14 protein-coding genes are annotated in these 17115 nt (G+C 64.2%); 11 read left to right on the forward strand and 3 right to left on the reverse strand.

Features of this window, described 5'->3' with window-relative positions; genetic code table 11:
- Positions 1-664: 664 nt before the first annotated feature.
- The 10 genes from ACZ42P_RS11950 (at position 665) to ACZ42P_RS11995 (ending at position 13822) form a co-directional block, all read left to right on the forward strand.
- Complete coding sequence (locus ACZ42P_RS11950) at positions 665-1831, forward strand: CmpA/NrtA family ABC transporter substrate-binding protein (protein ID WP_464899406.1); 1167 nt, start codon at positions 665-667, stop codon at positions 1829-1831.
- Between the two features lie 19 nt (positions 1832-1850).
- A complete protein-coding gene (ntrB, locus tag ACZ42P_RS11955) occupies positions 1851-2774 on the forward strand; it encodes a nitrate ABC transporter permease (protein ID WP_464897761.1) in 924 nt (307 codons plus the stop codon).
- Between the two features lie 3 nt (positions 2775-2777).
- Positions 2778-3572 carry an ABC transporter ATP-binding protein gene (locus ACZ42P_RS11960; protein ID WP_464897762.1) on the forward strand — a complete coding sequence of 265 codons (795 nt, stop codon included), beginning with the start codon at positions 2778-2780 and terminating at the stop codon, positions 3570-3572.
- A 13-nt stretch (positions 3573-3585) separates the two neighbouring features.
- Complete coding sequence (gene nirB, locus ACZ42P_RS11965; RefSeq protein ID WP_464897763.1) at positions 3586-6024, forward strand: nitrite reductase large subunit NirB; 2439 nt, start codon at positions 3586-3588, stop codon at positions 6022-6024.
- Positions 6025-6333, forward strand: coding sequence for a nitrite reductase small subunit NirD (gene nirD / locus ACZ42P_RS11970; protein ID WP_464897764.1), 309 nt, complete (start codon positions 6025-6027; stop codon positions 6331-6333).
- The gene (locus ACZ42P_RS11975) at positions 6318-9065 is read left to right on the forward strand and encodes a nitrate reductase (RefSeq protein WP_464897765.1); all 2748 of its coding nucleotides are present in this window, start codon (positions 6318-6320) and stop codon (positions 9063-9065) included. Before nirD ends, ACZ42P_RS11975 begins: the two co-directional genes overlap by 16 nt.
- Before the next feature lie 1203 nt (positions 9066-10268).
- Entirely contained in the window at positions 10269-11306 is a 1038-nt protein-coding gene (locus ACZ42P_RS11980) for a DUF2157 domain-containing protein (RefSeq protein WP_464897766.1), read from the forward strand.
- Complete coding sequence (locus ACZ42P_RS11985; protein ID WP_464897767.1) at positions 11303-12187, forward strand: DUF2157 domain-containing protein; 885 nt, start codon at positions 11303-11305, stop codon at positions 12185-12187. Before ACZ42P_RS11980 ends, ACZ42P_RS11985 begins: the two co-directional genes overlap by 4 nt.
- Complete coding sequence (locus ACZ42P_RS11990; RefSeq protein ID WP_464897768.1) at positions 12184-13329, forward strand: DUF4401 domain-containing protein; 1146 nt, start codon at positions 12184-12186, stop codon at positions 13327-13329. Before ACZ42P_RS11985 ends, ACZ42P_RS11990 begins: the two co-directional genes overlap by 4 nt.
- Complete coding sequence (locus ACZ42P_RS11995; protein WP_464897769.1) at positions 13319-13822, forward strand: GDYXXLXY domain-containing protein; 504 nt, start codon at positions 13319-13321, stop codon at positions 13820-13822. The genes ACZ42P_RS11990 and ACZ42P_RS11995 overlap by 11 nt, the downstream gene beginning before the upstream one ends.
- 293 nt (positions 13823-14115) lie before the next feature.
- Here ACZ42P_RS11995 and ACZ42P_RS12000 read toward each other — a convergent pair whose 3' ends face one another.
- From ACZ42P_RS12000 to ACZ42P_RS12010, 3 genes are all read right to left on the reverse strand, one after another.
- Positions 14116-14460 (reverse strand): SpoIIAA family protein, encoded by a 345-nt coding sequence (locus ACZ42P_RS12000; protein WP_464897770.1) that lies wholly within the window; start codon positions 14458-14460, stop codon positions 14116-14118.
- A 67-nt stretch (positions 14461-14527) separates the two neighbouring features.
- The gene (locus ACZ42P_RS12005) at positions 14528-15373 is read right to left on the reverse strand and encodes a DMT family transporter (protein WP_464897771.1); all 846 of its coding nucleotides are present in this window, start codon (positions 15371-15373) and stop codon (positions 14528-14530) included.
- Between the two features lie 92 nt (positions 15374-15465).
- Entirely contained in the window at positions 15466-16569 is a 1104-nt protein-coding gene (locus tag ACZ42P_RS12010; protein ID WP_464897772.1) for an aromatic ring-hydroxylating oxygenase subunit alpha, read from the reverse strand.
- Positions 16570-16825: 256 nt separating this feature from the next.
- Here ACZ42P_RS12010 and ACZ42P_RS12015 point away from each other — a divergent pair, with 256 nt between their 5' ends.
- Positions 16826-17059, forward strand: coding sequence for an exodeoxyribonuclease VII small subunit (locus tag ACZ42P_RS12015; protein WP_464897773.1), 234 nt, complete (start codon positions 16826-16828; stop codon positions 17057-17059).
- Positions 17060-17115 lie beyond the last annotated feature (56 nt).

Consider the following 17115-nt stretch of genomic DNA (forward strand, 5'->3'; position numbering starts at 1 on the left):
TCGAACACATCGGCACACTGAATCAGTCGATGCCGTGCCCAGCAGCGATGTTCTCACTATCGGGCGACAAGGCCACCGTCCGATCAGCGGTCAAGGCGGGCGTTTCGGTTTATGTCGTCAATGGCTGCGACATCGCGCGTTTCGGGGAATACCAAGCAGTGAGGCATGGGCGCCACGGCCCAGCGCCAATTGTCGGAACGCAAGCTGAGCGAAAAGACCAAAGGCATCCTGATGAACATGCGCGTCATGGCCGAAGAGGCGGCGTAGGCCGCCCTGAGGAAACGGATACTGGAGAAATCGCTGCCACTGGTGCAAGTCGCCACCGACGTGGTCGAAATGGCCAAGCTCTTGCTCTGAAGCGGTGCAGCGGCAGCCCAATTTGCTCCGATACGGTGCATGCCTCCCCCCCCAAATAAATATATCCGGCCGATTTCAAAACGTTTCCCACCCTGGCACACCGCTTGCTTGGCCCGGCTTGACCGGAGAACCAACGGAGGTTCTTCCGCAGGACAACAGCGTCCGATCCACAGCCCTAAGGGCCGGCCAGAGGAGGTTTTGTTGCAAGATGAGAAATGAAGCCCACCGTCATACTTTCGTTTCAACCCATACTGCCGTGGACGTGACGCGTCGCGATTTCCTGCGTCTCGCCACGGGAGCCGCGCTCATGACCGCGTTACCACACGTCTGGGCCGCTGGCTCGGACAAGCCCGAGAAAGAAGAAGTGAAGATCGGCTTCATCCCGCTGACAGACTGCGCCTCCGTCGTCATCGCCTCGGTGATGGGCTTCGACAAGAAGTATGGCATCAAGATCGTGCCAACCAAGGAAGCGAGCTGGGCCGGCGTGCGTGACAAGCTGATCAATGGCGAGATCGACGCTGCGCATGTGCTCTATGGCCTGATCTACGGCGTCCAGCTTGGCATTGGCGGGCCCAAGAAGGACATGAACATCCTCATGACCATCAACAACAACGGTCAGGGCATCACCCTGTCGAGCCAGATGAAGGACAAAGGTGTCACCAATGGCGAATCGCTCGCCAGGCTGGTGGCGAAAAAGGAGAAGGTGTACGCCTTCGCCCAGACCTTCCCAACCGGCACCCACGCGATGTGGCTCTACTACTGGCTGGCTGCCTACGGCATCGATCCGCTCAAGGACGTCAAGACCATCGTCGTGCCGCCGCCGCAGATGGTGGCCAACATGCGCGTCGGCAACATGGACGGCTTCTGCGTCGGCGAGCCCTGGAACCAGCGCGCGATCATCGACAAGATCGGCTTCACTGTCGCCACCTCGCAGGACGTCTGGGTCGATCATCCGGAAAAGGTCGTCGGCACCACGGCGGAATGGGTCGCAAAGTATCCGAACACCGCGCGCGCCGTCATCATGGCCGTGCTCGAAGCCTCGATGTGGATCGACGCCTCCGCCGCCAACCGCAGCAAGACCGCCGAGATCATCGCCGCCAAGGCCTATGTCAACACCGACGTCGGGGTGATCCGCGGCCGCATGAGCGGCCAGTACGAAAACGGCTTGGGCAAGAGTTGGTTCGACAAGAACCACATGAAGTTCTACAACGACGGCGCGGTCAACTTCCCTTACCTCTCCGACGGCATGTGGTTCATGACCCAGCACAAGCGTTGGGGACTATTGAAAGAGCACCCGGACTATCTCGCCGTAGCGAAGAAGGTCAATCGCATCGACCTCTACAAGGAAGCGGCCAGCCAGCTCAAGGTGCCACTGCCCAGGAGCGAGGTGCGCGAATCGAAGCTGATCGACGGCGTGGTCTGGAACGGAAAGGATCCCAAGAAGTACGCCGACGGCTTCAAGGTCAAGGCATAACACGCACAAGGAGTATGTCATGACAGCAATTACCATCAATGCGATGAAAGTCGGCGACAGCCCGACGGCACAGCCGGCCAGCTGCCCATCTGGGGCCGCGGAACTGACCGCGCCACCGCCTCCGCCTCCTTCGCAATCCGGCCGGCCGAGCACCACGGAGCAGAACTCGGCGGCGTTGCGTGCCTTCTTCGCCGCCATCCTGCCGCCGCTCGTGGGTCTGCTGCTGCTCCTTGGCATCTGGCAACTGGCCACCATGAACGGTGGCAGCATCCCGACCCCCGGCAAAACCTGGGAGGCAGCGACAAAGCTCTTCGCCGACCCGTTCTACCGCAACGGCCCGAACGACCAGGGCATCGGCTGGAACATCCTTTCCTCGCTGCAGCGCGTCGCCGTCGGGTTCGGCTTCGCGGCACTGGTGGGCATCCCGGTTGGCTTCCTGCTCGGGCGTTTCGCCATGCTCTCGAGCATGGCAAACCCGATCATCAGCCTGCTGCGTCCCGTCTCGCCGCTCGCGTGGCTGCCGATCGGCCTGCTGGTCTTCAAGAAGGCCGACCCGGCCGCGACCTGGACGATTTTCATCTGCTCCATCTGGCCGATGATCATGAACACCGCCCAGGGCGTGGCGCGCGTGCCGCAGGACTACCTCAACGTCGCGCGCGTGCTCAACCTGTCCGAGTGGAAGATCGTCACCAAGATCCTCTTCCCCAGCGTGCTGCCCTACATGCTCACCGGCATCCGGCTGTCGATCGGCACGGCCTGGCTGGTGATCGTCGCGGCTGAGATGCTCACCGGAGGCGTCGGCATCGGCTTCTGGGTGTGGGACGAGTGGAACAACCTCAAAGTCGAGCACATCATCATTGCCATCTTCATCATTGGCATCGTCGGCCTGATCCTCGAACAAAGCCTGCTGCTGCTTGCCAAGCGGCTGCGTATGGAGGCCTGAATCATGGAAAAGTTCGTCCAGATCGAAAAAGTCGGCATGAGCTTCGATACCAGGAAGGGGAAGTTCATCGCCCTGCGCGACATCGACCTCAACATCCGGCAGGGCGAGTTCGTCTCCCTGATCGGCCACTCGGGCTGCGGCAAATCCACGCTGCTCAACCTGATCGCCGGCCTGACCACGCCGACCCACGGGGTGATACTCTGCGCCAACCGCGAGGTGGCCGGCCCCGGCCCCGAGCGCGCGGTGGTATTCCAAAACCATAGCCTGCTGCCTTGGCTCACCTGCTTCGAGAACGTCTATCTCGCCGTGGAGCGTGTTTTCGCCGCCAACGAGCCGAAGGCACGCCTCAGGGAGCGTACGACGAAAATGCTCGAAATGGTCGGCCTCGCCCACGCCCTGCACAAGTATCCGGGCGAGATTTCCGGCGGCATGAAGCAGCGCGTGGGGATCGCAAGAGCCCTGGCGATGGAGCCGAAGGTGCTCTTGATGGACGAACCCTTCGGCGCGCTCGATGCCCTCACCCGCGCCCGCCTCCAAGACGAGCTGATGAAGATCTGTGGCGCGACGCGGGCCACGGTGGTGATGGTCACCCACGACGTCGATGAGGCGGTTCTGCTCTCAGACCGCATCGTGATGATGACCAATGGTCCGGCCGCGACCATCGGCGAGATCCTGACGGTCGACCTGCCGCGCCCGCGCGAGCGCCTGAGCGTCGCCCATGACCAGAAATACATGGCATACCGCTCGGCGGTGATCGAGTTTCTCTACGCCAAGCAGTCCCATCCGCTGGCGGCCTGACGGAGAGAGAGCAATGAAGAAACAGAAACTGGTGATGGTCGGCAACGGCATGGCCGGCTGCCGTACCCTCGAAGAACTCTTGAAGCTCGCCCCAGACCTTTACGAAATCACGGTGTTTGGCGCCGAGCCGCATCCGAACTACAACCGCATCATGCTCTCGCCGGTGTTGGCAGGCGAAGCGAAATTCGAGGACATCGTCCTCAACGACATCGCCTGGTACCGCGACAATGGCATCGTCCTGCATCTCGGCAAGCAGGTCGTGAAGATCGACCGCAAGGCCCAGAAGGTGGTCGCCGCCGACGGCACCGAGGTCAGCTACGACAGGCTGCTGCTGGCCACCGGCTCGTCGCCCTTCATCCTGCCGGTGCCGGGCAAGGACCTGCCGGGCGTGCTCGCCTTCCGGGACATCGCCGATACCGAGGCGATGATCGAGGCCGCCAAGCATCACAGCCATGCCGTCGTGATCGGCGCCGGCCTGCTCGGGCTGGAAGCCGCCAACGGCCTCGCACTGCGCGGCATGGATGTGACCATCGTGCACCTGGCCGACTGGATCATGGAGCGCCAGCTCGACAAGACCGCCGCCGACCTGCTGCAAAAATCGCTCGAGGCCAAGGGGCTCAAATTCCTGCTCGGTAAGCAGACCAGCGAACTGGTGGCCGGAGAAAGCGGTCGCGTGGCCGCCGTTCGCTTCAACGACGGGACGAGCATCCCAGCCGATCTCGTGGTGATGGCTGTCGGCATTCGCCCGAACATCGCGCTTGCGCAAAGCGCAGGCCTCCATTGCCAGCGCGGCATCGTCGTCTCCGACACGATGCAAACCTACGACCCGAAGATCTATGCGGTGGGCGAATGCGTCGAACATCGCGGCGTGACATATGGTCTGGTCGCTCCGCTGTTCGACCAGGCCAAGGTTTGCGCAAACCACCTGGCGCGCATCGGCCTCGCCCGCTATACCGGCTCGGTGACCTCTACCAAACTCAAAGTCACGGGCATCGACGTATTTTCGGCCGGCAACTTTATGGGGGGTGAGGGCTGCGAGGACATCGTGCTCGCCGATCCCGCCGGCGGCATATACAAAAAGCTGGTCATCAAGAACGACAGGCTGGTCGGCGCCGTGCTCTACGGCGACACCGGCGACGGCACCTGGTATTTCCAGCTTTTGAAGGACCAGCAGAACATCGCCGACATTCGCGACCACCTGATGTTTGGCAGTCATCATGTCGGCGACGCGGGTCACGGCGGCCAGAACAAAGCCGCCGCGATGCCCGACAACGCCGAGGTTTGCGGCTGCAATGGCGTCTGCAAGGGCGACATTGTCAAGGCGATCAAGACCCACGGCCTGTTCACGCTGGAGGACGTGCGCAAGCACACCAAGGCATCGTCCTCCTGCGGCTCCTGCACCGGACTGGTCGAACAGATCCTGGCTTCCACCATCGGCGGCGCCTACCAGCCGGCCGACATCCACGACAGGCCGATTTGCGGTTGCACGGAACATTCACACGGCGTCGTGCGGGCCGCAATCCGCGAGAAGAAGCTGTTGTCAATCCCCGCCGTAATGCGTGAGCTCGGCTGGAAGACGCCCAACGGCTGCGCTACCTGCCGCCCAGCCCTCAACTATTACCTGATCTCCACCTGGCCGCACGAGGCCGAGGATGATCCGCAGTCCCGCTTCATCAACGAGCGTGCCCACGCCAACATCCAGAAGGACGGCACCTTCAGCGTCGTGCCGCGCATGTGGGGTGGCCTGACCACGCCGGCAGAACTGCGCGCGATCGCCGACGTGGCGGAAAAATACAGGGTGCCCACTGTCAAGATGACCGGCGGCGCACGCATTGATCTGCTGGGAATCCGCAAGGAGGATCTCCCCAAAGTTTGGGCCGATCTTGGCAAGGCCGGCCTCGTCTCGGGGCATGCCTACGGCAAGTCGATCCGCACGGTGAAAACCTGCGTCGGTGCCGAGCATTGCCGCTTCGGTACGCAGCGCTCGATGGACATGGGCGTCAAGCTGGAGAAGATGCTGTTCGGCATGTGGGCGCCGCATAAAGTGAAACTCGCGGTGTCCGGCTGCCCGCGCAACTGTGCCGAAGCGGGCATCAAGGACGTAGGCGTGATCGGGGTGGACTCGGGCTACGAGATTTATATCGCCGGCAATGGTGGCATCAAGACCGAGGTCGCCCAGTTTCTCTGCAAGGTGAAATCGGACGCCGAGGTACTCGAATTCGCTGGGGCCTTCCTGCAGCTCTACCGCGAGGAGGGCTGGTATTTGGAGCGCACGTGCCACTTCGTCGCCCGCGTCGGCCTGGACTACGTCAAGGCACAGGTCGTCGACAATGCCGCCCGCCGCACCGAGCTCTACGAGCGCCTGCTCTACGCCCTGCAGGGTTACGAAGACCCCTGGGCGGCGGCGGTGAAGCAGCAGCCAGCAGAATATATCGCATTGGAGGTGACCTGAATGAACGAGTGGAGAAAAGTCTGCCCCCTGGAAGAAATCCCCCGTCTCGGCAGCCGCCAGATAAACAGCGCAGGCGGCACGATCGCGGTGTTTCGCACCGCCGATGACGAAGTCTTTGCCCTGCATGACAGGTGCCCCCACAAAGGCGGCCCGCTGTCGCAAGGACTCGTGGCCGGCAAGGTTGTCACCTGCCCGCTTCACTCCTGGAAGATCCAGCTCGAAAACGGCGAGGCGGTCGTCCCGGACAAGGGCTGCGCGAAGGTCTATCCGACCAAGGTCGAAGGCGGGATGGTATGGATTGCACTCTGACCGAGACGCGCAGCGTCTGCTGCTACTGCGGGACCGGCTGCGGCGTCATCGTTCAGGCCGTCGGCGACAGGATCGTCGGCGTGCGGGGCGACCCCGATCATCCGGCCAATTTCGGCAAGCTCTGCTCCAAGGGCAACACGCTGCATCTGGCGGCCGTGCGTACGGGGCGGGCCACCGTACCGCTGCTGCGGGAAAGCCGCACCGCCCGGGCGGTGCCGACTTCCTGGGAAAACGCTCTGGAGGTCGCGGCCGAGCGTTTCGCCGCGATCATTCAGGAGCACGGCCCAGACGCCGTCGCCTTCTACGTCTCCGGCCAGCTCCTGACCGAGGACTACTACGTCTTCAACAAGCTGGCGCGCGCACTCGTCGGCACCAACAACATCGACTCCAACTCGCGCCTGTGCATGTCTTCGGCGGTTGCCGCCTACAAAGCGACATTGGGTAGCGACGCTGTACCCTGTTGTTACGAGGATATCGATCTGGCCGATCTGATCCTGATCGCCGGTTCCAACACCGCCTACACCCATCCCATCGTCTTCCGCCGCATCGAGGGCGCGCGTGAGAAGAATCCCGATCTCAAGATGATCGTCGTCGACCCGCGCCGCACCGACACCGCCGCGGCTGCAGACCTGCACCTGGCCATCGCGCCGGGCAGCGATGCCCTACTCTATTCGGCCATGCTCCATGTGCTGCTTTGGGAGGGGCTGATCGACAACGCCTTCATCAAGGAGCACACCTGCGGATTCAACGCATTGCGCGCCCAACTCGCCGAACTCACCCCCGGCGCTGTCGCCGCCGCCTGCGGCTTGAAGCCCGAGGAAATCGTTACCGCCGCGCGCATGTTCGGCCACGCGAAGGCCCCGCTCTCCTTCTGGTGCCAGGGTCTCAATCAGTCGATCCATGGCACTGCCAATGGCGCCGCACTCATCCACCTGCATCTTGCCAGCGGCAAGATCGGCAAGCCCGGCATGGGCCCCTTTTCACTCACCGGCCAACCCAACGCCATGGGTGGGCGCGAAACTGGCACCATGGCGAACCTGCTGCCCGGCCACCGCGACATCAACAATCCCGACGACCGCGCCGAGCTTGCCGTACTGTGGGGTATTCCCGCTTTGCCCGATCGTCCCGGCAAGACAGCGGTGGAAATGTTTGACGCACTTGCCGAGGGCAGCATCAAGGCGGTGTGGATCGCCTGCACCAACCCGGCCCACTCACTGCCTGATCTCGCGAAAGTGAAACAGGCCCTCACCAGAGCCGAGTTCGTCGTAGTGCAAGATGCCTGGGCAGACACCGAGACGGCTGCCTTTGCCGACCTCCTGCTACCGGCCGCTACCTGGGGGGAGAAGGACGGCACCGTCACCAACTCCGAGCGCCGCATTTCCCGCGTGCGGGCCGCCGTGCCGCCACCCGGAGAGGCCCGTGCCGACTGGCGCATCGCCCGCGACTTTGCACTCAAGCTCTCTGAAAAATTCGGCGCTGGCAGGACGGCAAGCTTTGACTTCCATTCGGTCGAAGAGGTCTTCGCCGAGTACGTCAAAACGACTTCGGGCCGCGATCTCGACATCAGTACTCTGTCACACGATGCGCTCGACCAGCTCGGCCCGTTACAGTGGCCCGTGATCGAGAACAAAGGCACGCAGCGCCTCTACTCCGACCACCACTTCGCCTTCCCCGACGGCAAGGCGAGGTTTATTCCCATCGACACGCGCCTTACCGCCGAGGCGCCCGACGCCCGCCATCCCTTTCGCCTCATCACCGGCCGCCTCCGCGACCAGTGGCACGGAATGAGCCGCACCGGCCGCGTGCCGCGCCTCTACAGCCACGAGCCCGAGCCGCGCATCCAGTTGCACCCCTCCGACCTAAACCGCCGCGGCTGGCAGGAAGGTCAGCTGATGCGCGTGAAGAGCCGGCGCGGCGAGATCGTGCTGCCCATCGCCGCCAGCGAGGAAGTGCGCCCGGGGCAGGCCTTCGTCGCCATGCACTGGGGCGCGCGCAGCCTGTCGCACGACGGCATCAACGTGCTGACCATCCCGGCCTTCGACCCAGTCTCGAAGCAGCCCGAACTCAAGCACGCCGCGCTGCGCGTCGAGCCGGCCACCCTACCGTGGCGGCTGGTGGCGCTGCGCTCGCCGGGCCTGGCGGCAGACGCGCACGAAACCGTGCTGGCCTGGCGCGCGCACCTCGCGCCGCTGCTGGCCGGGTTTGAATATGCCACGCTGACCCTCGACGGCCGCGAACGCCCCCTGGTCGCCCTGCGCGTGGCAACGGCCGAGCCGCTGCCCACCGAGCGCATCGAACAGATCGCCAGTGTGCTGGAGATGCCCGAGGCCGCCTGCCTTGCCTACCGGGATCCGGCCAAAAACGTGATCAAACGCGCAAGGATCGAGGACGAACGGCTGGCCGGCCTCCTGCTCGCCGGCGAAGATCAGGCCTCGAATTGGCTGCGCGCGGCGATGAAGGACGGCGTGCCCATCGATGCCCTGCGCCGCTGGCTCTTCGCCCCGCGCGCCGAACCGCCCGTGGCGGTGGTCGCGCCGCGCAAGGTGATCTGCAACTGCCTCGACGTCAGCGAGGATGAGATCAGACACGAAATCGCTGCCGGCGCAGATTTCGTCGCACTCCAGGAGAAACTGCGCTGCGGTACGGTCTGCGGCTCCTGCGTGCCGGGAATCAAAAGAATCCTGCTGAAGTCGCCGAAGGGCGTCCAACATCCATCCCTTGCGGCCGAATAACCATGGACCACAAAACGATACCCGGTGAATTGGACAACTCGTTGCATACACAGGATGAAGATGAAGGACTTACGGAAGCGGATGTTTGCAATGCAATGCAACACATTCAATGCTATATAGACATTTCGATAAATGACTTCCTCGAAATCTATCGCCTTGCCCGATAATGCGCCCGGCAGTGCTAGTCAGGATCCGCCGATCTTTGGAATCGTCAGGCTAAACGGACGTTCCCAGCGGGTTCGTGAACAGTCGTTCTGCGGCGTAATGCCTCGTGGGGCCCTGTTCAGATGCAGTCGGAAGGCCAACTGGGCGGCTCTCCCGGCCATTCCCCCGCCTTTGGGCGGAATCCGGCGAATTTCGCCTTACACATGATGCGCATCCCACCGGCCGGAGAAGTGGCCAATGCGAAACGGGTTGCAGGCAAAAACACGAAGGCGCCTGGCCCGCCAACCTTGCCCGCCCAATGAAGCGCATTTTGCACACGCGACCCACTGTCTTTAGCCAGAGGGCTTCCTCAATCCGTTTACGTGCCTTCAGCGAGATCTGGTCGCCGGTATGCCGCGTCGTCGGCCCGGCAATCGCGGAACCCGTCTTCTTCTGCACCAGGTGCGGTGTGATGCCCAGCTACCGGCAGCCTGCCACAAAGTCCGCTGTGTCATAGCGCCCACCGTCGAGCTGCGTCTGGCGTGCCTAGCGAGAAGCTCCAAGGCCGCCTGGCGTTTCGCTTTGCCGTTTGCTTCGGTGGTGACCACATCCACCACTAGGCCGTTGCGGTTCTCCATCAGCACGTGGCTCATGTGACACAACCGGGAGCCCGTGCCTTCAGCTTTCTTGAACAGCCGGGCGTCCGGGTCGGTGACCGCGGCCTCTCAGCGGCCGGCGGCTGGTTCTTGCTCGGTGAAAGTGACTATTTCCTGAACCGTGGCTGATTCGGGTCAGGCGCGACTTCAACCGGCTGGCGCCCAATGAATGGTGTCCCACCGGAACTGGGGCAATGAGGCGCTGTCGGCGATCGCCCAAGCGTGGTCCGCGCAACGGGCCCGCAATCCCGGGCCAGGGTGTTTCCACCGGGAGCTTTCGTCCCCTGGTCCATGCAGGCCGATTCCTGCCCGCCCGGGTATTCCGTTGGCATTTGGCTTGCGCTTGGCGTATATTCTCCGCGTGGCCCTTTGCCATGACAATCGGGTAACAGGGAGGAACCCCGTGCAAGCACTTCACCAGCCCGCCACGGCGCGCCGTCTGCGGGACCTCTATCACGCCGGCGTCCTCGACGCGGACGCCTTCGAGCGCGCCCTCGAGCTCGCCGGCATCACCCCCGATGCGGCCGCCTGGCGCCGTTTTCTCGACTGGCTGCTGGCCGGGCTGGGAGCGGTGCTGGTGCTTGCCGGCATCGTGCATTTCTTCGCCTACAACTGGGCGGCACTCCATCGCTTCGCCAAATTTGCCGTGGTGGAGGCGGCATTGCTCGCCGCGGTCGCGCTGGCCGGGCGCCTGGGGCCGGATTCCCGGGGCGGGCGTGTCGCGTTGCTGGGCGCGGCGGTGCTGCCGGGCGTGCTGCTGGCCCTCTACGGCCGGACCTACCAGACCGGCGCCAACTTCTACGATCTGTTTTTCACCTGGGGGCTGCTCATCACGCCCTGGGTATTCATCGGCCGCTCCGCAGCCCTGTGGCTGCTGTGGCTGGTGCTTGCCAATCTGGCGTTTGTGGGGTGGCTGGTGCCCGACCATGTATTGACGATTGGTGATTTCTTGCTGGCGTGGGCAACACTGGGGATGCCGGCGGCGCTCAATATCGCGGCGCTGGCAGCCTGCGAACTCTCTGCGGCTCGCAGGCCGTGGCTGTGCGGGCGCTGGATGCCCCGGGTGATCGCGCTGATGGTCCTCGGCAACCTCACGCCCTGGGTGGTGGTGTGGGGGATGGCGGTGTGGGTCTTCTACCAGGAGGACACGCTGCTGGTGCCCTTTTTCTACACGCTGCTGGTGCCCTTTTTCTGGCTCGGCATCACCGCGTTCGGCGTATGGGTGTACCGCACCTGGCGGCGCGACCTGTTCATGCTGACCGTGCTGGCGCTACAGGCCATCGTCGTCGTTACCGTCTTTGTGGGTCGTGGCATGTTTGCATACGGATGGCTTGACATTGGGTCCAGGCTGCTGTTATTGGCGCTGCTGGTGATGCTGATGACGGGCGCCGTGGTTTCGTGGCTGCGGCGGACCGCCCGCGGCTGGGAGGAGGAGGCATGAGCGCACGCAGCATCAATGCGGCGCTGGTCGGGTTGGGGGCGGTGCTTGCCGGCATCGTGTACTTCTTCGCCTACCATTGGACGGCACTCCATCGCTTCGCCAAGTTTGCCTTGGTGGAGGCGGCATTGCTCGGCGCGGTCGCGCGGGCCTGGCGCCTGGGGCCGGGTTCCCGGGGCGGGCGTGTCGCGCTGCTGGGCGCGGCGGTGCTGCCGGGCGTGCTACTGGCTCTCCACGCCCGAACCTACTATACCGAGCCGGATCTCTACCTGCATTTCACCTGGGGGTTGCTCATCACGCCATGGCTGGTCATCGCCCGCTCCGCAGCCCTGTGGCTGCTGTGGCTGGTGCTTGTCAATATGTGGTTGCTGCGGTGGTATCCCGGCTACCGCGATCTCTCCGATGTCCTGCTGTGGATAGCCTGGCCGATGGGTTTCCTTGTATTCACAATCGATATCGCAGCGCTGGCTGCCTGCGAACTGCTTGCGGGCCGCTGGCCCCGACTGTCCGGGCGCTGGCTGCCCCGCCTGATCGCCCTCTTGGTCCTCGGGATCCTGATACTCTGGATGACATCGTGGCTTCTCCATCCTGATTACAGCGGGCTGTGGGGGCCGCTGCTCTGGCTCGGCATCACCGCGTTCGGTGTGTGGGTGTACAGCACTTGGCGGCGCGACCTGTTCATCTTTCTTGCATTGGCGGTTCACGTCATCGTCTTCGCCTTCATTGCCTATGGTGGTGAGAACAAAATCGTTGAAGGTGAATACCACCTCGGCATAGGTGGGCTGTTTTTACTGCTGCTGGTGCTGGGGGCGCAGGCAATCCTGTTAACGGGCGCTGCGCTCGCGTGGCTGTGGCGGGCCGGCCGGGGCGGGGAGGAGCCATGAACGCAACCAGCATGAACGCGGTGCTGGCTGCGCTGGTCGGGGAAGGCCGGCTCGATGCATCTGGTGCGGCCCGGGCGGCGGAGGCGTTGTCCAGTCCCGCCACGGCCATGCCCTGGTACCTGCGGATGCTGGCGGGATTCGGCGGGTGGCTGGCGGCGCTGTTCCTTATGGCCTTTTTCCTGGTGATGCTTTTCCTTTCCGAATCGGGTTTGCGTTCCCTGTCGGATCTGCCGGCTTTCGGTATCCTGCTGCTGGGCGGGGCGATCCTGCTGCGGCGCGCGGAGCGGGGTACTTTTTCCAATCAGATGGCGCTCGCCGTGAGCCTCACCGGGCAGGTGCTGGTGGTGGTCGGCGTGCAGCCAATCAGCACGGCGGGCTCCGCGCTGCTGGTACTGGTGATGCAGGTCTTCCTCATGGTGCTCTACGTCGACCAGATCCACCGTGTCCTGTCGACCCTGGTTGCCGTCTTCGCCATCCCGGTGCTGTTATTTGACTCCGTCCGGTGGTGGCATGATTTGCCGTTGGCCAGCGTTGGCGGCGCGCTCCTGGTCGTGACTGTCTTGGCGCTGCCAGGCGTGCTCGGCCTCGTGTCGATGCGCCTCTGGCTCAGGGAGACCGCCTCCGCCCGCCCCGGTCTTGCGCGGTTGCTGCGGCCCATTGCCTATGGCCTGGTCATGGGGATGTTCGGCCTGCTGCTGCCGCCGGCATACCTGTTCCAGTACGGCTGGCCGGGGTGGGGCATGTTCTTCTGGGAGCCAATGTGGCCAAGCGCAATCCTCCTCGGCGCCGGGCTGCTGTACCTGGTGCACACGCTGTTGAAGGAGCGCGGCTTGCCGCCCTTTGGTGCCTTTGCGCTGTCCGCCTATGGCGCGGTATTGCTGCTGCTTTGGCCCGCCCTGCACGCGCCGGGGCTCATTGCCGCCGTGACCGTGCTGCTGCTGGGCTTCCGCCGCGGCGACCGGCTGCTCATGGGGATCGCGCTGGTGTTTCTGGCGGTATTCCTCAGCGCCTACTACTACAGCCTGTCCCTGTCCCCACTGCTGAAATCGCTGGCCCTGGTGGGCAGTGGCGCGGGGCTGCTTGGCCTGCGCTGGGTGCTTCTGAAACAGCTTTCGGGAAGGGAGACTCTACATGCGCACTAAACTGCTGTGGGGCACGGCCTTGGTCGTGCTCCTGGTGGTGAACTACGGCATCTGGAAACAGGAACGACTGCTGTCTGGGGGACGTACCGTCCTCCTGGAACTCGCGCCGCTCGACCCGAGCTGGCAGATTAAGGGCGACTCCATGCCTCTGATGTACCGGCTCACCGACGACATTCGCGCCCAACTGCCCCCCCAATTCCCCGGCGACGGACTGGCGGTGGTGCGGCTGGACGGCGCGGGCCGGGCGGCGTTCGACCACGTTTATCGGGTGGGCGAAGCGCTGCGGCCGGATCAGGCGCTGATCCGATTCGGGAAGAGCGGCGAGACTGTGTTCGTCAACCCCGACAGGTTCTTCTTCCAGAAGGGGCAGAGGCATATCTATGAGGCGGCCAGGTGGGCTGAACTAAAGGTCTCGCCGGAAGGGGAGGCGGTCCTCAACGGCCTGCGCGACGCTGCGCTGGCGCCCTTGGGCCCACGCCTGGTGGAACGCTAAGGGCGCTGTACCGGCATCCCGCGGCCCGTACCGGGCGGGATGCTGCGAAAAAAACCGGCGGGAATAACGTAACCGCTTGCCCGCCTGTCTCTCTACGCCTCGTGGGGAGAGTCAGGGGGGCAATGCCGGCGGAGCCCTATCGCGACAGCGCGCAACCGCCCAGGCCGCCGGTCGTGCTGCTCGGGGTTGTGGGTCGAGACCGCGCGCATCGTGGCGAAGCTCAAGGGCGGCCCGCCTTCTTGCCGGCCTCGGTCACCTGTACCCATGCCCCAGGCGCGGCTGGTGCCGGACGGTCACTCTCCGGCCACCCAGGCCATGGCCTCGTCGTAGTCCCCGAATACCTCGATGTCCGCATCCACGAACAGGCGCTGCAGCCAGGCGCTCCACGCCAACCACTGGTTGTCCGTCACCACAGCCACCTTGTCGAAGTCGTACTGGTGCGCCCGGGAGAACTTGATTTCCTCCCACACCACGTCCAGGGTATAACCCACCATGTCCCGCAGGTCGATGAGCAGGTTGACCGGCCCCAGCTTCGAGGCATACAGCACGTGCTCCTCGAACTGTCTGAAATCGTCGAGGGTGAATTCACCCAGAACCGAGAGGATGACGACGTTTTTGTCCACGGAGATGCTGATCATGGGGGCTGCCTGGTGGAGAAGCGACAGGCCATTGTATGAAGCCGGACCCCGGCCCGGCAAGCACAGGTCAGTCCGGCCTGCGGCTGGTGACGGCGCTGCTGATGGCGCCGCTGGCGACGATCAGGGCGATGGCCAGCCACGACACGGGCGCTAGCACCTCACCCCACAGGACGATGCCGAACAGGCTGGCGAAGACCACCGTGCTGTAGGCCAGGCTGCCCACCGCCAGGGGATGGCCCAGCCGGTAGGCGCGGGTCATGGCCAGTTGCGCCAGGGTGGCGGTCAGCCCGAGGCCCAGCAGCAGGGGCAGGTCGCCCCAGCCAAGCCCGTGGAACTCGTGCACCAGCATCCAGAAGCCCGCGCCAACGGTGCACACCAGGGTGAAGTAGAACACCACACGCCATTCCGGTTCGCCCGCTGCGCCCAGTTGCCGGACGTTGAGGTAGGCCACGCCGGCGAGGAAGCCCGATGCCAGGCCCAGCACACGGGGCAGGAAGTCCGTTCCGTCGAAACGGGGATTGAGCAGGAGCACCACTCCCACGAACCCCAGCAACAGGGCCGCGGTCAGCCACCAGGCCGGCTTCCGGCGCAGGACCAGGCTGAGCAGCAGGGCCAAAAACAGGGGCGAGGTGTAGTTGAGAGTGATGGCGGTGGCGAGCGGCAGGGTGCTGATGGCATAGAAGAACAGCATCAGGGCCAGGAAGCCGGACAGCCCCCGCCAGAGGTGCAGGCGCAGATGGGGCGTGGCCAGGCTCAGACGCTGCTGGCGCACGATCGCGTAGATAACGGCGAGGCCGATCAGGGAGCGGTAGAACACCAGCTCCGCCGCCGAAAAATGGCGCGCGCCCAGTTTGACGAATACGCCCATCAGGGCGAACAGAAACCCGGCCACCAGCATCCAGCCGGATTTCATGGGGCTTCAGCGCGCAGACAGACGGGCACGGAAAGGGCGGGCGCGGCTCGTGGCGATTCCGGTATTCCCGGCGTCAAGGCGCGGCGGGCGCGTTACAGATGGGGCTCGAGCTGGCGCCGCAGGAACTCGTGGAAATGCAGCATGCCGTCCTCGGTGGGGGACTGGTAGGGTCCCACCTCGTCGGCACCCCGCAGCCAGAGGGCCTTGCGGCCATCCTGCATGCGCTGGCAGATTTCCTCGTCCTCCACGGCCGTCTCCTGGTAGGCGGCCTGCTCGGCTTCCACGTACTCCCGCTCGAACAGCACGATGTCCTCGGGATAGTAGAACTCCACCACGTTCACGCAGGATTCGATGCCGGTGGGCCAGACGGTGCTCACCACCAGGGTGTGGGGATACCACTCCACCATGATGTTGGGGTAGTAGGTGAGCCAGATGGCGCCATGGGCGGGCAGCCGGCCCTCGTCGTAGCGCAGCACCTGTTCGTGCCACTTGCGGTACACCGGCGTGCCGGGCTTGGCGAGGGCGTCGGCGATCCCCACCGTCTGCACGCTGTACCACTCGCCGAATTCCCATTTGAGCTCGTCGCAGTTGACGAAATGGCCGAGCCCCGGGTGGAAGGGCACCACGTGGTAATCCTCGAGATAGACCTCGATGAAGGTCTTCCAGCTGAAGTTGTAGGGCTGGATGTGGACCCGGTCCAGCATGTAGCCCTCGAAGCTCAGCTCGGCTGCCACGCCCAGCCCGGCCAGATCGCGCGCCACGTCGCGCGGGCCCGCGAACAGCATGCCGTTCCAGTTGGCAAGGGGCGTGCGTTCCAGGTTCAGGCAGGGATTGCCGGCGAAGTGGGGCGCGCCCATGAGCCTGCCCGAGAGATCGTAGGTCCAGCGGTGCAGCGGGCAGACGATGTTGCGTGTGTTGCCCCGGCCGTTGAGCATCACGGCCTGGCGGTGGCGGCAGACATTGGACAGCAGTTCGATGCCCTGTCCGGTGTTGACCAGCACCTTGCCCTTGTTCATCCAGTCCAGCACCTGGTAATCGCCCGCATTGGGCACCATCAGCGCGTGGCCCACATAGCCGGGCCCCTGGTCGAACAGGAGTTTCTTCTCCAGCTCGTAGATCTTCGGATCGAAATACCAGTCGATGGGCAGCTGGGTGGGGGTGCGCTTGAGCGCGCTGCTGGCGGAAAGGTCGGACATAGGCCCCTGACGGAATGAACGCGTTGGATCAATACCCCGGGCGGCCGGCGCAGCCGGACCGTAAGGCGACCATTATGTCCGAATTTTCTGACCCGGGCAAGGGCGATGTCGCGAATAGTGTTGCAAAATCAAGACCCGGGTTTGGTTGGGACACCCGTGCCCGGGGCGGCTGCGGAGCAGGCCCGCGCCGCTCGCTCGATTGACCGGCGCCCCCCGCTTGGGGTACTTTTAGTCCCTTTTCTGTGCAGGGCCCGTGATGAGCAAATCGTCCAAAGCGCCGAGTTTCGAGGCCGCGCTGGCGGAGCTGGAGAAGATCGTCGCCAGCATGGAGAGCGGGCAGCTTTCCCTGGAGGATTCCCTGGCCGCCTACAAGCGCGGCACCGAGCTGCTCAAACTGTGTCAGCAGCAGTTGCAGGATGCGGAGCAGCAGGTGCGCATCCTCACCGAATCCGGCGGGCTGGAGCCCTTCTCCGGCGAAGCAGCCAAGTGAACGACGCCCGCGTGATCGTCTCCCCCGCCTTCGAAGACTGGGCCCATCGCCTGCAG

The organism is Thiobacter subterraneus, assembly GCF_055379455.1.

Coding starts and splice junctions, on each gene's coding strand:
- ACZ42P_RS11985 (WP_464897767.1), top strand. CDS start 11,303: ATGAGCGCACGCAGCATCAATGCGGCGCTGGTCGGGTTGGGGGCGGTG.
- ACZ42P_RS12005 (WP_464897771.1), bottom strand. CDS start 15,373: ATGAAATCCGGCTGGATGCTGGTGGCCGGGTTTCTGTTCGCCCTGATG.
- ACZ42P_RS11990 (WP_464897768.1), top strand. CDS start 12,184: ATGAACGCAACCAGCATGAACGCGGTGCTGGCTGCGCTGGTCGGGGAA.
- nirD (WP_464897764.1), top strand. CDS start 6,025: ATGAACGAGTGGAGAAAAGTCTGCCCCCTGGAAGAAATCCCCCGTCTC.
- ACZ42P_RS11975 (WP_464897765.1), top strand. CDS start 6,318: ATGGATTGCACTCTGACCGAGACGCGCAGCGTCTGCTGCTACTGCGGG.
- ACZ42P_RS12015 (WP_464897773.1), top strand. CDS start 16,826: ATGAGCAAATCGTCCAAAGCGCCGAGTTTCGAGGCCGCGCTGGCGGAG.
- ACZ42P_RS12000 (WP_464897770.1), bottom strand. CDS start 14,460: ATGATCAGCATCTCCGTGGACAAAAACGTCGTCATCCTCTCGGTTCTG.
- ACZ42P_RS11995 (WP_464897769.1), top strand. CDS start 13,319: ATGCGCACTAAACTGCTGTGGGGCACGGCCTTGGTCGTGCTCCTGGTG.
- ACZ42P_RS12010 (WP_464897772.1), bottom strand. CDS start 16,569: ATGTCCGACCTTTCCGCCAGCAGCGCGCTCAAGCGCACCCCCACCCAG.
- ACZ42P_RS11960 (WP_464897762.1), top strand. CDS start 2,778: ATGGAAAAGTTCGTCCAGATCGAAAAAGTCGGCATGAGCTTCGATACC.
- ntrB (WP_464897761.1), top strand. CDS start 1,851: ATGACAGCAATTACCATCAATGCGATGAAAGTCGGCGACAGCCCGACG.
- ACZ42P_RS11950 (WP_464899406.1), top strand. CDS start 665: ATGACCGCGTTACCACACGTCTGGGCCGCTGGCTCGGACAAGCCCGAG.
- nirB (WP_464897763.1), top strand. CDS start 3,586: ATGAAGAAACAGAAACTGGTGATGGTCGGCAACGGCATGGCCGGCTGC.